Raw genomic sequence first — 15922 nt, 5'->3', positions numbered from 1 at the left:
AGCACCTCTTAACTGAAAAAAGTTTTGTAATCTGTATATTTTTCTATGCACTTCTGTGCTCGCTCACGGTCGATGTCCGTTTGAAAACTCAGTCTCAGGACACCGTAAATTTCTTCGCGTGTTTCAATGATCCGGATATTCGTAATGCTGATTTCCTCCATTGCAAGGTACCCGGTAATCTCAGAGATAACCCCTGGATAATCAGGAACATCGACATATAAATCATAAAAAGAAGGAATTGCGCCTTTTTCTCTTTCGGGAAGTCCGTCTCTGTAGTCCTTTGCATCTTTAAAATAAGAGAAGAGAGCGAAACTGTCCAGGTCTTCCACCATATGCTTCACACGGCTCATTTCCCGTTCCCAGTCTTCAAACAGAGTGAGGAGCTTCTCCTTATTATGCAGGAGAATGTCCCTCCACATAGCTGGACTGCTTGAAGCGATTCTCGTAATGTCCCTGAAGCCTCCTGCTGCAAGTCTTTTAATGACAGGATGAGTGTCTTCAAACCGTCCAGCCTGATGAACGAGGCTTGCTGCGACGATATGGGGAAAGTGGCTGATCACTCCTGTTACTTCATCATGGACTTCCGGTGTCATTTCAATAAAATGCGCATTTGTTCCTTTTAGAATGTTCTTCAGTTTATTTATGGAGTCCTCACTCGTTGTTTTGGCGGGAGTCAGAATATAAAACGCATTCTCAAAAAGATGCGCTCGTGCGGCAGTGACACCTGATTTATGAGAGCCTGCCATCGGATGTCCGCCGATAAAATGGACATCGCCTTTAAAGGCTGCTGCTGCACAGGCCGTGATCTTCTGCTTGGTGCTTCCCACATCCGTGATGATGACGTCCTTCTTCAGCTCCATGCCGCTTAACGTATCTATCATTGAAAGAGTTTGTTCCACCGGTGCCGCAAGAATGATTAAATCCGCTGTTTCAATGTCTTCAAACTGGCTGCGGGCTGCCTCGTCTATTACGGTAAGTGTTTTGGCAATCTCAAGCTGGCTTTGATTAATATCATACCCGGTAATCCAGGCATCAGGAAATTCCTTTTTTACTGATAGCGCAATCGATCCTCCAATTAAACCGAGTCCGATCAGATGTATTCTTTTTATTGGCTGATCCATTGTTATCACCTACGGATTTTATGTATGAAGAAAGAGGTGACAGCATCACCTCTTTAGGTTAAGAAATCAATTCGGCAAGGATGCTGATGATTTCCGCGTTTTGTTCTTTTGTGCCGACAGTAATGCGGATAGAAGTCGGAAATCCGAGCGCTTTGCCGGAACGGACAATGTATCCTTTTTCAAGAAGAGCCTGAAACACTTCGTCAGAGTCTCTGTTAAAATCGATCAGAATGAAATTGCCCTCTGAAGGATAGTAGCTGAGCCCATGCTCTTCGCTGAACTGATAGAATTGCTCTAGTCCCTGTTTATTCTTTTCTCTGCACTGAAGAATAAATTCCTGGTCATCCAAAGCATGAAGAGCGGCTGCCTGTCCGAGGCGGTTTGTATTGAACGGCTCTCTTGCAGGCTCAATGCTTTTAATCAGCTCACGATTGGCTGCACCATACCCGACGCGGAGGGCGGCAAGTCCGTACGCTTTTGAAAACGTGCGGAGAATCATGACATTTTTGAATTCTCTAATGAGCGGAAGTGTTTCCGGAAAATCCTCCGCTGTCACATATTCATAGTAGGCTTCATCAAGAATGACGAGCACGTGCTGCGGCACTTTTTCAAGAAAAGCCGAAAGAGACGGTTCATTGATGTAAGTTCCCGTCGGATTATTCGGCGAGCACAGCCAGACAACCTTTGTTTCCGGGTCGATCGCCGCAAGCATCGCATCAAGATCATGGTATCCGTCCACAAGTGGAATTTCTCTGATCTCTGCTCCTTCAATCACCGCATTATGACGGTACTGGGGAAAAGTTGGCGTAGCCATAACGGTATTTGTCCCCGGCTTCAAGAACGCACGGCAAATGATCTGAACGATTTCATCTGAACCATTTCCGAAAATCAGCTCAGACTCGCTGACGTTCAGGAATGAAGCAAGCTTTTCGCGCAGCATGGCGCTGTAGCCATCCGGATAGATGGCAAGCTGATTCAGTTCATTCTGGATGGCTGCCTTGGCAGCTTCGGAGCTGCCGTATGGATTTTCATTAGAAGCAAGCTTGACGATATGAGTCAGATTGTATTCTCTCTTCACTTCTTCAATGGGCTTGCCCGGCTGGTAGGGTTTTAGATTTGTAAGCTGATCTTTAATTTGCATAAGTAGACACCTCTTCTGTTTTGAACGCGAAGGAAGCCTTCGCATGCTGCTCTATGATCCGATTTCAACTTCAGCGGGCAATACAAAGGAAGCGGCTTTCTTCTGAAATTCTTCAAAAGCAGCAATCCGCGCATCCGGGTCTTTGAGCTTTTGCGATAATCGTTCCACTTCTTCGATCAGGGCGCTGCCTACAACGACTCCGTCGCACGTTTTGGTCAGTTCTTCCACATGCTGCCTCGTGGAAACGCCAAAGCCGACTAGGACAGGGACATCCGCCTCCTGTTTTACTTCTTCAAGGAAATCAAAGATGCGCTTGTCGAAGGTTTTGCGCGAGCCCGTTACACCGAGCGATGATACGCAGTACAGAAAGCCTTCCGCACTTGAGACGATTTTTTTCAGCCGGCCGCTTGAAGTCGGGGCCACCATGGAAATGAACGTCACCCCATGCTGTCTGCATGATTCCCTCAGATCTCCGCTTTCTTCAAAAGGAAGGTCCGGAATCAGCAGTCCGTCGATTGTATTTTTCTCCGCTAAAGCAAAAAAGGATTCTTTTCCTAATTGTAACACAGGATTATAATACGTAAAAAGAATGATTGGAATAGTCAGACCATTTTCTCTCATCACCGGAACGAGTTCCATTGCTTTTACAATATTCATTCCTTCTGCGAGAGCTCTTTGAGATGCCCGCTGAATAACAGGTCCGTCTGCAAGCGGATCTGAATAGGGAATGCCAAGCTCAATAGCCGAGGCGCCGGCTTTCTGCAGGGCAAGTGCAAGTCCGATGGTCGCCTCACCGTTTGGATCTCCCGCTGTAATGAACGGAACGAAAAGCTTCTTATTTTGTGAAAGCAGGTTCTGCAGGTGTGTCTTCATGCTTGCCGCCCCCTTCAAAAGAATCCATTAATGTGTGGACGTCCTTATCACCGCGTCCGGATAAACAAATCATCAGTGTTTCATCCCGTTTCATCTGCTTTGCAAGGTCAAACGCCTTTGCCAGCGCATGGGCTGTTTCGATGGCAGGAAGAATTCCCTCCTCCTGCGCAAGGAACGTTAATGCTGACATTGCTTCATCGTCTGTTACACTTTCATAGGAAACACGGCCTGTTAACGAAAGATGGGCATGCTCAGGACCGATTCCCGGATAGTCAAGCCCGGCCGAAATGGAATACGGCTCCGTAATCTGGCCGTGTTCATCCTGAAGCAGATACGTCAGAGAGCCGTGGATGACACCCTTCGTTCCTTTAGCAATCGTTGCTGCGTGAAGGTCAGTATCAGTTCCTTTACCTGCAGCCTCTACACCTACAAGGTCAACTTCTTCATCAATAAAGGCAGCGAACATGCCAATCGCATTGCTTCCCCCTCCGACACATGCCACAACTTTGTCCGGAAGAGTATTCAGCCTGCTTTGAAGCTGCTCTTTTGCCTCGTCTCCTATAACTCTCTGAAACTCTCTGACCATTTGCGGGTACGGGTGTGGACCGACAACGGATCCGATCATATAAAAATGGTCTTCGCAATGCTGCACCCAGTAGCGGATCGCTTCATTCGTGGCATCCTTCAGCGTTTTGTTTCCGCTGTGGACAGGAATGACCTCTGCGCCAAGCAGCTTCATCCGGAATACGTTCAGCTCCTGTCTGCTGACATCCTCCTGTCCCATGAATACTTTGCATTCGAGGCCAAACTTTGCCGCTACCGTTGCAGCCGCAACACCGTGCTGGCCTGCTCCTGTTTCAGCTATGATCTTCGTTTTCCCCATTTTTTTTGCAAGCAGCGCCTGGCCGATTGCGTTATTGATTTTGTGGGCGCCTGTATGATTCAAATCCTCTCTTTTCAAGAAGATTTTTGCTCCGCCAAGCTTTTCCGACACGTTTTCTGCATAGGTCAAAGCCGTCGGGCGTCCGGAATATTCCGAAAGCAGGCGGCGGTATTCGTTCATAAACCCGCTGTCTGCAATGGCTTCCTCAAATGCCTCCTGAAGTTCAGCCAGCGGCTGCATTAGCGTTTCAGGAACATACTTTCCTCCGAATTCTCCATATCTGCCAAACTCATCGGGAAATTGATACATGCTGATTCACCCTTTCTTCAAATCTTCTGAGTAATAGCTCGTCTTTTCTCTCATTCTGTTCAATACCGCTCGACAGATCGATTCCACCAGGCGTCAATGCCAGCAGGCCGTCAATGTTGTCAGGACCGATTCCTCCTGCAATAAATATCTTCCTGTTCATTTCTTCTGCTGCTTTTATATAGGCAGGGACACTCGACCAGTCGAAGGTTTCCCCTGTTCCGCCAAACGTCTCTTTAACTTTTGAATCTATAACAAAACCATCGGCTGAATCTTCATAGTCTCTCATAAGGGAGAGAGTATCCTCTTTATGGGGAAGGGCCTTCCAGACTTCCGCCCCGAACCTGCGCTTGATTTCGCCTGCTTGATCAGGGGTTTCGCTTCCGTGGAGCTGGATAACGTCAATCGGAAGTTCTCTCAGAACGCTCTCAATTTCTTCATTTGGCGCATTTACAAACACTGCTGCGAGCTTTTTCCCTCTCAGGTCCACCTTTTGCAGCCACTCCTTTACCTGCTCCGTCTGAACCCGCCTCTTGCTTTTTGCAAAAATCAGACCCAGATAGTCAGCGGATGAAGCCGCGGTCAGTGATAAATCGTGAAGAGAGCGATTCCCGCAAATCTTAATGAGCGGCTTGTTCATTCTGTTTCACCGTAAAGCCTTTGAATGGCCGACGTCTGATTCTCTTCCCTCATCAGGGATTCTCCGACCAGAATGGCGTCAGCGCCCCTGCTTTTAACGGTTTCTACGTCGCTGAACGTGAAAATGCCGCTCTCGCTCACGAGCAGCGTCTCTTTAGGCACTGCCTCACTGATTTTTTCAATTTGACGGATATCGGTTTGAAAGGTCGTAAGATCCCTGTTGTTGACTCCCAGAATCTTTGGCGTGAAATGCGGCAGCAGTTTTTCAAGCACTGGCAGCGAATGCACTTCCACAAGGACGTCAAGATTCAGTTCACCCGCATGAACATAAAGCTCATGAAGCAAAATCGGGTCCAGCGCTTCACCGATCAGCAGGACAGCATCTGCGCCAATATGGCTGGACTCAATGATTTGTTTATGATCAATGATAAAATCTTTTCTCAATACAGGAAGGCTGACTTTCTCTTTTATTTGGGCGATATAATCTCTGTGCCCCTGAAAGAACGTTTCATCCGTCAATACCGACAGGCAGTCTGCTTTTCCGGCTTCATATGCCTTTGCGATTTCAACAGGATGAAACGATTCTTTGATGATCCCTTTAGAGGGAGAAGCCTTCTTAACTTCTGCTATCAGAGCTGGCTTTCTTGCAGATTGTCTGAGGGCACTGTAAAAAGACCTCTCTGAAACGTGCTTTCTTTCAGGTATATTCAGGGATTGAACTTCTTCCCGTTTTTTCTCAAGAATCTGATTAAGCATACTGTTCCTCCTTTTTGCGCTGAAGCCGTGCAAGCTGACGGTATGCCGTACCATTTTCAATCGCCTGTTTAGCAGCCGCAGCTCCTTCTCTCAGACTGTCTGCCTTACCTGCAACGTAAAGGGCAGCTCCCGCATTCAGTGCAACAATATTGGCTGCAGCCCCTTTTTTCCTGCCTTGGAAAACGGAAAGAATTAATTCGGCGCTTTCAGAAGGGCTTTCCACTTGAATGTCTTTTAGTTCCCCTTTTTCAAGACCCATTTCTTCAGGTGTGATTTCATAACGCGTGATGTTTCCGTTTTTCAGTTCTACGACATCTGTTATGCCAGTAATGCTGCATTCATCAAGACCGTCTCTCCCGGTCACAAGAAGAACGTGCTCAGAACCAAGCTCCCTGAGGGCATGAGCAATTTTCTCAGCATATTCCGCCGAAAAGACACCCATCACCTGCCGTCTTGCATTTGCAGGATTGGCAAGAGGACCAAGAAGGTTAAAAACAGTCCTGAATCCGATTTCCTTCCGGGGATTTACCGCATGCTTCATGGATGCGTGATAGATCGGCGCGAACAAAAAGCTCATATCATATTCATGGAGGGCTCTTTTCGCTTCCTCAGGTGAGGTTTGAATCATGATTCCGAGCTGTTCAAGCACATCTGCACTGCCGCTCTTTGACGAAACAGCACGGTTCCCATGCTTTGCCACTTTTACGCCCATTGAGGATGCCAAAATGGCGGATGCAGTTGAAATGTTGAAGGTTGAGGCGCCGTCTCCGCCTGTTCCGCACGTATCAATCACATCTTCTTTATATTCAATCCGCGTCATATGCTGCTTCATTGCTTTAGCAAACCCGACAAGTTCATCGACCGTTTCCCCGCGGAATCTGAGAATGGAAATAAAGCTTGCTATCTGACTAGGAGTTGCTTTTCCTTCCATGACCTGATTCATGGCACTCATCGCTTCCTGTTCAGACAGCGTGTGGCCTTCAATGCATTTGTTCAGCAAAGCTTTCATTCCCGTCACCCTCCTTCTGTCCGAACACTTTTTCAGCAAGCTCGATCGTTTTAATAAGCGCACTTGCTTTGTTTCTCGTTTCCTTCCACTCAAGCTCAGGCTTTGAGTCGGCAACAATTCCGGCTCCTGCCTGTACATAAGCCTTACCTCCCTGAAGAGCGATTGTTCTGATTGTGATGCAGGAATCGATATTTCCGTCAAATCCAATGTAGGCTATGCAGCCGGCGTATGCATTTCTCGCTGTCGGCTCAAGCTCCTGCAGAATCTGCATGGCACGAACCTTGGGAGCACCGGACACTGTGCCGGCGGGAAAGGAAGAAAGCAGGGCATCAATCGGATGTGTGCTGCTTTTCAGCTGGCCGGTTACTTTTGATATCAGGTGCATCACATGTGAAAAGCGTCCAAGCTCCATTAGAACAGGCGTTTTAACTGATCCGTATTCGGCCACTCTGCCTATATCGTTTCTTGCAAGGTCCACCAGCATGTAATGCTCTGCTTTTTCTTTTTCATCCTGTCGAAGGTCTTCTTCAAGAAGCAAATCTTCTTCCTCGGTTTTCCCGCGCTTCCTTGTGCCTGCAATCGGATGGATTTCCAAATATCCGTTCTGTACGTAGATCAGCCGTTCAGGAGAACTTCCGATCAGCTCTGTGCCGTCAAACTTAATATAGAACATATAAGGGGAAGGGTTCACGACCCTGAGCATGCGGTAGAGATCAAATCCTCCTGCCGTTACCGGGATTTCAAACCGCTGAGAAAGAACGCCCTGAAAAATATCGCCTGAGCGGATATATTCTTTGATTTTTTCAACAGCTTCAAGGAAGTCTGCTTTTTCGAAGTTTGAAGTGACACCCTCAAAAGAAACGGATGCCTGATCCGTAGGCGAAAGCATCAGGTCGTGAAAATCCCTTTTCTCGCCAAGCTTTGAGATCAGCTGGCTGATTTTCGCTTCTGCCATTCCGTAGACAGCGCGTATTCCCTCTTCCGATTCCTTGCCGGTAAGACGTTCATATTGGATAAACGAAAGCTTCTTATCCTGATGATCATAGGCAATCATGGTCGAACAGACAAACAGCAGGCATTTTTTAAAGGAAAGATCCTGATGTTTGTGCTGCGGAACCCGTTCAAACATCGTGACAGAATCATATCCGAGATATCCGACTGCTCCGCCGGCAAAAGGAATATCGAGGTCCGGGACCTTCACTTTTAAATACGCGTCCATCCACTTGAAAATCTCTTTAAGAGAGGATGATTCATGCAGCGTCTGCCGCTGTTTGGAACGGACACAGTAACGGTTCTTTTCTTCTTCAATAAATAAAAATGGATTTAATCCGATAAAGGAATAGCGTGACCAGGATGATTCCGCGTCTTTGCTTTCAAGCAGATAGACTGCTTCATCCTCAAACACCTTAAAGAGCTGTATCGGCGTAAAGGTGTCAACTTGAAAGGATTTGATGACGGGGATCGTCCGAAACTGTCCGCTGTCCTCTTTAAATGAGGCAAAATCAGTATGAAACATTGTACTCACTCCTCCAGCAGTGTGGAGAATAAGTATTTAGGAGGTTATAGAAGGTTGCCCGCGGTAAACAGAAAAACCCAAAAACGAGGATGACCTGTTTTTGGGTAGACGTATGCCGCAGCGTAAATATAAAAATACCTCAGCTAAACTGACTCATTCTCGGCTACCCTAAACTAAACTCTTGCTAAATGTATCGTGTCTCTTGTGTTTTCCTGATCTCTAAACTCAACTACCGCACTGGAACATATTAGAAGCTCTCTTCTAATTTCTATTCTTGTGAACTATGTTAATACAGCTTTTGAATAGTGTCAACGAAAGACTTCCCAGCTGTGACGTTTATTTTCCTGAAAGGTCCGGCCTTAAAACCGTCGCTTTTCCCTGATAAACATGTTTGACTTCCTTTTGGCTAAGCGGTGTTTCAGCCGTCATCATGACCCTGATGCACTTCTCAAGGCTTCCTTCAACCGGAATTTCCTGCATGCACATAACAGGAACATATTCCCAGCCATCAAAATTCCGTAACGCTTTAGCAGGGAACACTGTGGTCAAATCCGCTGTTGTTGAAAACAGGACGGACGTCACATCTTCAGCCTTCACATGATTGAGATCGATCATCTCAAGAAGCAGCGCTTCTGTTGCCTGTATTATTTCCTGCTCATTGTTTTGCTGAACGGTTGCAGCTCCTCTTATTCCCCGAATCATACAGTTCCCTCCTGTCTCCAGTTTTCCAGCAGGGATCTTAAACGGTCTTTTTCAAAGGCTTGCGTTCTGCATTCACCAATAGACTGAAGAAGCACCATTGTGATGGTTCCCGAGCTGGCTTTTTTATCTTTCATCATTTTGCTAATGAGCAGGTCTGTATCAAGATGGCTCGGAACTGCTGTTGGAAACCCGAGCTCACCAAACCACGATTTAATCTCTTCGTACGGAAGATCCGCGCAGAGAGTGAGATTACTCAGCCATACAGCAAAGAGCATGCCTGCTGCGACTGCGTCGCCGTGGCTGATCTTCCCGTATCCTGCTCCTGATTCGATTGCATGACCGAGGGTGTGGCCAAAATTCAGATGCGCCCTCACTCCTGATTCCTTTTCATCTTCTTTAACGACAGCAGCCTTTACAGAAATGCCTTGCAGGATCATCCGCTGCAGCATGGAATCATTGATTCTGCGCACATCATGTATCTCACGACTCAGCCATCTGTATAACTCTTCATTTCCTATCAGCCCATGCTTGATGACTTCTGCAAAACCTGACCGCAGTTCGCTTTCAGGCAGGGATTCAAGGAAATCAAGATCATAAATGACAGCTTCAGGCTGATAAAAGGCACCAATCATATTTTTCCCTTCCGGATGATTGACGGCCACTTTACCGCCAACAGCGCTGTCATGGGCAAGCAGCGTTGTAGGAAGCTGGATAAAAGGAATGCCCCTCATATAGGTAGCAGCGACAAAGCCGGCAAGGTCGCCAATAACGCCTCCGCCGAATGCGAGAATGAGAGATTTTCTGTCAAGTCCTTGCTTCAGGGCAAACGTTTGAATGTCATAATACATTTGAAATGACTTGCTTTCCTCTCCGCTCGGAACGGCATAAACATCGGACGGGAATGAGCTGACTGCCCGCATCAGCTTATCCCCGTATAGATTCTGAACAGCTGAATCGGCAATAACCAGGATTCTGCTTGGGTTTAACCGCTCCAGCTGTTTCATTAGTTCTGTTTCAATCACACCTGCCCCGACAATAACAGGGTAGGAACTTGCAGAGGTTTCAACAACAAGCTGTTTCATTAGAATTCCCTCGCGTACTCGCGAATTTCCTGAATTTCTTTTTGCAGGGCGTCCATACGGTCAGAGCCGAATTGTTCTACTATGGCTGATGCAATTTCCCATGCGACAACCGCTTCAGCCACAACACTTGCAGCAGGAACTGCACAGCTGTCCGAACGTTCAATACTTGCAGAAAACGGCTCTTTTGTTTCAATATCAACACTTTGCAGCGGTTTGTAAAGGGTAGGAATCGGCTTCATGACTCCTCTGACCACAATCGGCATGCCCGTTGACATTCCGCCTTCAAATCCTCCGAGACGGTTCGTTTTGCGGGAGTAGCCCTGTTCTTTTGACCAAGTAATTTCATCATGCACTTCGCTTCCGAATTTTCGTGCAGCCTCAAAGCCCATTCCAAACTCAACGCCTTTGAAAGCATTGATGCTGATGATAGCACCCGCAATTTTCGAATCAAGCTTGCGGTCATAATGGACGTAGCTGCCTACTCCTGCAGGCATCCCTTCAACAATCACTTCAACAATGCCTCCGATTGAGTCTCCGTTGCTCTTGGCATCATCAATCGCCTGCATCATTTTAACGGCAGCATCCTCATCGAGGCATCTGACCGGCGAATCCTCTGTTACACGCTGCAGTTCTTCAATTGAAGAGTATTCTGTCTTTTCTGCTTTTACAGAACCGATTTCCACAACATGACCTGCCACTTTGATCCCAAGTTCTGCAAGCAGTCTTTTAGCGACTGCGCCTACAGCTACTCTGACCGTTGTTTCACGGGCTGAAGACCGCTCAAGCACATTGCGTATATCGCGGTGTCCGTATTTAATGGCACCGTTCAAATCAGCATGACCGGGACGGGGGCGGCTGATCTGACGCTTGATCTCCTTTTCCTCGCCTTCTTCTAAAGGCTCGATCCCCATAATCTTTGTCCAATGCTTCCAATCATTATTTTCAACAACGAGTGCAATTGGAGAGCCAAGCGCTTTTCCGTGGCGGATTCCGCTTGTTATCTGCACCTCATCTTTTTCTATCTGCATTCTTCTTCCTCTGCCATGTCCTTTTTGTCTGCGCGCAAGATCGCGGTTGATGTCCTCGGCAGTAATAGCAAGACCTGCCGGCACTCCTTCCACAATTGCAGTTAACTGAGGACCATGTGATTCTCCTGCTGTTAAGTATCTCATCTAAAGCTCTCCCTTCATCGCACTAACGCTTTTAAGTAACACTATATCATATCCTCCTAAGGATGAATAGAAAGATTTACAGTTGTTTTTTTCTGTAGAAAAAAGTGCCTGCCGATTCCAGACCATATGTATGGGCATGAAAAATCTGCTCTGTGCTTCCAACAAACAGGATTCCCCCCGGTTTCAGCGCATTTGAGAACTTTTCATAAATGGTTTCTTTCGCCGCTTCTGTAAAATAAATCAGAACGTTGCGGCAAATTATCAAATCAAAGCCGCTTTCATAACGGTCTGAGAGAAGATTATGCTTTCTGAACTGCACCGATTTTTTCAGGTCATTCTTAATTTTATAGCCTGTCCCATCTCCTGAAAAGTATTTGCCCCTCATTCCGTCAGGCAGCTCTGACAGGCTTCTTTCAGGAAAAACCCCCGCTTCCGCTCTTTTTAGTACCGTTTCATCCAAATCTGTTGCCAGAATGCGGATGTCTGACAGGGCAGCGTACTTTGACAAAATCATGGCAAGCGTATAGGGCTCTTCGCCGGTTGAGCAGGCCGCACTCCACACCTTCAGCGTCCCGGGCTTTTTGATCATGTCCGGAAGAAGCTTCGTTTCAAGCATTTCCCACTGTTTTTTATTCCTGTAAAATTCTGTGACGTTTATCGTCATTTTGTCAAGCAGCTCGGCCAGCAGCTCCGGCTCTTTCCGCAGACGTTCACTGTAGTCCCGAAACCCGCTGCATCCTCTTTTTATGTAGAGGGAAATTAACCTTCTTTTCATCTGTGCTTCCTTGTAGAGCGACAGATCAATCCCCGTCATCCTTTTAATTTCGTTTATAAACTGCTCGTATTCCATTAACGTTTCTCCTCTGTACATGCATTATGTATAGTATATCGGATTTGGAGAACGACTTGTGAAATGAGTTTTAAAAAATCTGAAAAATCAGGGTGGATGGATGTTTCAAGCGTACTCAGCTCCTTTTCACTGGCTGTCTGGGGGGAGGGCGCGGGCTTGCTTACCCTCCGATATCGTTTTACAGTTTTGCAGGGTACGATTCTGACCGTTGCTTACCTTCCGATATCGTTTTACGGTTTTGCAGGGTACGATTCTGACCGCTGCTTACCTTCCAATATCGTTTTACGGTTTTGCAGGGTGCGATTCTGACCGTTGCTTACCCTCCGTTATCATTTTTCGGTTTTGCAGGGTACGATTCGGGACTTTGCTAACCCTCCGACATCGTTTTTCGGTTTTGCAGGGTACGATTCTGACCGTTGCTTACCCTCCGATATCGTTTTTCGGTTTTGCAGGGTACGATTCTGACCGTTGCTTACCCTCCGATATCGTTTTTCGGTTTTAAAGGGAACGATTCATCCCCTTTCCTCTAACCATTCACCAAAGGGAATGTCCTGCAGCAGAAAGAGGTTCTATCTGCTTGCTCTAGTCGAAAATAAATAAAAGCCAGCATCTCTGCTGGCTTTTCATGCGGATCAGTAGATCCAGGTATGAATATCTTTATCGTATTCTACAAGCTCTTCAGCTTTGAAGAATAAGCCGATTTCGCGCTCTGCGCTCTCAGGAGAGTCAGATCCATGAATGATGTTCTTTCCGACAAATAAACCATAGTCGCCTCTGATTGTACCCGGCAATGCTTCGGCTGGTTTGGTTTTCCCCATCATCGTGCGTGAAATTTCAATCACATTTTCCCCTTCCCAAACCATTGCGAAAACTGGTCCGGATGTGATGAATTCAACTAATTCACCGAAGAATGGCTTGCCGTTATGTTCCCCGTAGTGCTGTTCAGCAAGAGATACAGGGATCTGCATCAATTTTGCCCCGACCAAATGTAAACCCTTACTTTCAAATCTGGAAACGATTTTACCGATAAGCTGACGCTGAACGCCATCAGGCTTGACCATCATAAATGTTTTTTCCATGTTAATTTCTCCACCCCGCGATTGTTATGTATGGGCTTTCATGGCCCATGGAAATCGTACCATTATTTCACTATTTTCGCAATCGCATGGAGCGGATGAAATTAAAATTTTCTTTTTCCAATATATTTTGCAATGCTTGAAAGAGCTGATCTCGCTCTGTTTCTTGGGAGCTCGCTCAGGATTTTGAAACCCTTCTCAAGATACATATCGCTGACCTTTACAGACCGGCTGATCGCATCAGACGCTATGATGGCACGGATGACTTCATCCATCTCCTCTTTCGTCGTTCTGCTGTGCACCTTGCTGATTTTTTGCTTCAGTTCGTCATCTTCCATTGCATAAAGAACCGGAAGCGTAATATTTCCCTGAAGCAGATCTCCCCCTACCGGTTTTCCGAGTTCTTCTTCTGTAGAAGTAAAATCAAGGATGTCATCTGTAATCTGAAAAGACATGCCGACATAATAGCCAAACAGAAACAGTTTTCTGTGAACAGATTCCGGCACTCCTCCTGCGATCGCCCCTAGCTGGCAGCTTGCAGCAATCAAAAGAGCCGTCTTCCGCTTAATGCGTCTCAAGTAGACCCGCAGGTTCTGTTCATAGTCATATTTGTCTTTGATCTGCTCAATTTCGCCAAGCGAAACTTCTACAATGGTTTTGGAGAGAATCTGGTGGGCGGCAACGTTCTCGAGGGATGTCATAATTTCAAGTGATCTTGCAAACAAATAATCTCCGGTGTACATGGCAATGCGGTTGTCCCATTTCGCTTTAATCGTAGGTTTTCCGCGTCTGAGTTCAGCATCATCGATGACGTCATCGTGCACAAGTGATGCCATATGTATAATTTCAAGTGCAATGGCCACTTTTTTCACTTTTTCAATATCATATTCGCCAAACATGGCCGAAAGCAATACAAAAACAGGGCGAATCCGCTTTCCCCCTGCTTGAAGAAGATGCAGCCCTGCCTCGCTTAGCAGAGGCTCTGTGGAGCTAACCGTTTTTTCAAGTTCCTGTTCGATCAGATCGAGATCTGCATTTAGAAACGAATACGCCATTTTAAATTTCATTCAATTCACCTAAATACTCGCATTTTTAAATCCGGATGAACCTGTGCGTGCTGAAAAAAAATAAGTGCAATTCCTGTGAGACCCGTGTTACAGGCCGCATAAGTACCCGTCCTTTTCTACTTTACACCGAGATGCATCGCTGCAACTCCGCCTGTATAAGGTTTTACTTCCACGTCATTAAAGCCGGCATCCCTGAACATCCGGGCAAGCTCCTTCATGCCCGGGAAGTCTCTTGCAGACTCCTGAAGCCATGAGTACTCATCATAGCTTTTGGCAAACAGCTTTCCAAACAGCGGCATGACAAACCTGAAATAAGCGTAATATGCCTGTTTAAAGCCTATCATCGTCGGCTGTGAGGTTTCCAGGCAGACGACTTTCCCGCCCGGCTTGACTACACGGTGCATTTCTTTGAGGACTGTCATATAGTCAGGAACGTTTCTGAGGCCAAATCCGATTGTGACATAATCAAAGGTATTGTCAGCAAAAGGCAGCTCCATCGCATTTCCATGAATCAGTTCAATGTTTGAATGGGCTTTGATTTTTTCTCTTCCGATCTTCAGCATATTGTTGCTGAAATCAAGACCGACCGCCCTGCCTTCAGGACCGACAGCATCTGCCATGGCAATCGTCCAGTCCGCCGTCCCGCAGCATACATCAAGGGCCGCCGCTCCCCTTTTTACGTTCATTCGCTTCATCGTTTCCCTGCGCCATGCTATATGGCGCTGAAAGCTGATAACGGAATTCATTTTGTCATAGTTCTTGTAGATTTTCTCAAATACAGAGTGTACTCTTTCCTCTTTTGACTGCTGCATGTTATAACCCTTCTTCCGCAAGCGTAGTGTATCTCATCTCCTGATTATACTTAAAAGACTGCAGCCTCGCCAAGAGAACCTTCTGAAGAGAAGACGGCTGCTGAAAACTGCTTTCGATCAAGGCTGCCGTTTCTTCAAAATAACGGTTGCAGAACTCTTTTAAATAGACACCCGTCCATTCAATGGCACCGGCATTCTTTTTCTTTTTGGCAGAATCACCTGTGCGGTGATGAGATTCTGAGCTGTATTTGCTTTTTTCAAGCAGGAGCCGTTTGTATGAAAGAAACGCAGTCGTAAGCCTTGAGAATATGCCGGCCTGAATATAGTCTGACACATGCTCAAACAGGGAGGTTTCCACTTTAAGCAGGCTTGCTGTAAATGAATCAAAATCAGCCGCCGATTGTTCGTAAAGACGGATTTTGTGTTCATTGATTTCTTTTATTGCCGTTGCTAACGTCCGAATCATTCCGATATCCTGCATTTCAGAAAGAAGCGCGTAATAGAGTCCGCTGAAATAATCCCCTGCAAGAACAATAAGCTGTCTTTGCTTGAACTCTTCCTGCCTGAGATGAGCAGACGTTGAGACTTCATCATGAGTATCAAGGGCAATTTGCACAAGCATCGCAGTAATGATGTAATTTTCTTTCTTTTCCTCCGGAAGATCCGTCTGATCAAACAGAGCATAAAAGAGAAGCAATTTATCTTCATCAATCATTGGAGAAGGTATATATTTCGCTAAAAATGGATGAGTGAGTTTTACATGTAATGCGTCTTTGATTTTAGCTAATTGTACATAGATGTCTTGCAAATGAATCACCCTTGTCCCCACGTAAGAAATTTTTTCGGAAAGCCAGCAATAGCAACAACGTTCGTCATGCTTAGTACTGATTATTATACCATAAGTGCGCCGGGCGGAG

General features: G+C 46.3%; 16 protein-coding genes. All 16 read right to left on the bottom strand.

The features are described 5' to 3' along the window. Positions 1–8 precede the first annotated feature (8 nt). Positions 9–1121 carry a prephenate dehydrogenase gene (locus tag RKD52_RS09010; protein ID WP_454099444.1) on the bottom strand — a complete coding sequence of 371 codons (1113 nt, stop codon included), beginning with the start codon at positions 1119–1121 and terminating at the stop codon, positions 9–11. A gap of 58 nt (positions 1122–1179) precedes the next feature. Further along, positions 1180–2262: a histidinol-phosphate transaminase gene (hisC, locus tag RKD52_RS09005; RefSeq protein WP_454099443.1), complete on the bottom strand. Its 1083-nt coding sequence runs from the start codon at positions 2260–2262 to the stop codon at positions 1180–1182. Between the two features lie 51 nt (positions 2263–2313). Beyond that, entirely contained in the window at positions 2314–3135 is an 822-nt protein-coding gene (gene trpA, locus RKD52_RS09000) for a tryptophan synthase subunit alpha (protein WP_454099442.1), read from the bottom strand. Then, entirely contained in the window at positions 3098–4327 is a 1230-nt protein-coding gene (trpB, locus tag RKD52_RS08995; RefSeq protein ID WP_454099441.1) for a tryptophan synthase subunit beta, read from the bottom strand. The genes trpA and trpB overlap by 38 nt, the downstream gene beginning before the upstream one ends. Next, positions 4308–4964, bottom strand: a complete 657-nt coding sequence (locus RKD52_RS08990; RefSeq protein ID WP_454099440.1) for a phosphoribosylanthranilate isomerase — start codon at positions 4962–4964, stop codon at positions 4308–4310. The genes trpB and RKD52_RS08990 overlap by 20 nt, the downstream gene beginning before the upstream one ends. Beyond that, the gene (trpC, locus tag RKD52_RS08985; protein ID WP_454099439.1) at positions 4961–5719 is read right to left on the bottom strand and encodes an indole-3-glycerol phosphate synthase TrpC; all 759 of its coding nucleotides are present in this window, start codon (positions 5717–5719) and stop codon (positions 4961–4963) included. The genes RKD52_RS08990 and trpC overlap by 4 nt, the downstream gene beginning before the upstream one ends. Then, positions 5712–6728, bottom strand: a complete 1017-nt coding sequence (gene trpD / locus RKD52_RS08980) for an anthranilate phosphoribosyltransferase (RefSeq protein ID WP_454099438.1) — start codon at positions 6726–6728, stop codon at positions 5712–5714. Before trpD ends, trpC begins: the two co-directional genes overlap by 8 nt. Continuing rightward, entirely contained in the window at positions 6700–8244 is a 1545-nt protein-coding gene (gene trpE, locus RKD52_RS08975; RefSeq protein ID WP_369733759.1) for an anthranilate synthase component I, read from the bottom strand. The genes trpD and trpE overlap by 29 nt, the downstream gene beginning before the upstream one ends. Positions 8245–8580: 336 nt before the next feature. Continuing rightward, positions 8581–8946, bottom strand: coding sequence for a chorismate mutase (gene aroH, locus RKD52_RS08970; protein ID WP_454099437.1), 366 nt, complete (start codon positions 8944–8946; stop codon positions 8581–8583). Further along, complete coding sequence (gene aroB, locus RKD52_RS08965; RefSeq protein WP_454099436.1) at positions 8943–10028, bottom strand: 3-dehydroquinate synthase; 1086 nt, start codon at positions 10026–10028, stop codon at positions 8943–8945. Before aroB ends, aroH begins: the two co-directional genes overlap by 4 nt. Continuing rightward, complete coding sequence (gene aroC, locus RKD52_RS08960; RefSeq protein WP_454099435.1) at positions 10028–11200, bottom strand: chorismate synthase; 1173 nt, start codon at positions 11198–11200, stop codon at positions 10028–10030. The genes aroB and aroC overlap by 1 nt, the downstream gene beginning before the upstream one ends. 76 nt (positions 11201–11276) lie before the next feature. After that, positions 11277–12050 carry a CheR family methyltransferase gene (locus tag RKD52_RS08955; RefSeq protein WP_454099434.1) on the bottom strand — a complete coding sequence of 258 codons (774 nt, stop codon included), beginning with the start codon at positions 12048–12050 and terminating at the stop codon, positions 11277–11279. Between the two features lie 632 nt (positions 12051–12682). Further along, positions 12683–13129 carry a nucleoside-diphosphate kinase gene (gene ndk / locus RKD52_RS08950; RefSeq protein WP_029280253.1) on the bottom strand — a complete coding sequence of 149 codons (447 nt, stop codon included), beginning with the start codon at positions 13127–13129 and terminating at the stop codon, positions 12683–12685. 101 nt (positions 13130–13230) lie between these two features. Beyond that, positions 13231–14193, bottom strand: a complete 963-nt coding sequence (gene hepT, locus RKD52_RS08945; RefSeq protein WP_454099433.1) for a heptaprenyl diphosphate synthase component II — start codon at positions 14191–14193, stop codon at positions 13231–13233. 116 nt (positions 14194–14309) lie between these two features. After that, positions 14310–15005, bottom strand: coding sequence for a demethylmenaquinone methyltransferase (locus RKD52_RS08940; RefSeq protein WP_369733766.1), 696 nt, complete (start codon positions 15003–15005; stop codon positions 14310–14312). Between the two features lies 1 nt (position 15006). Further along, entirely contained in the window at positions 15007–15822 is an 816-nt protein-coding gene (locus RKD52_RS08935) for a heptaprenyl diphosphate synthase component 1 (protein WP_051827265.1), read from the bottom strand. Between the last annotated feature and the right edge of the window lie 100 nt (positions 15823–15922).

Source organism: Metabacillus sp. SLBN-84, from assembly GCF_053629595.1.
This window is presented reverse-complemented; position numbering and strand designations above follow the sequence as displayed.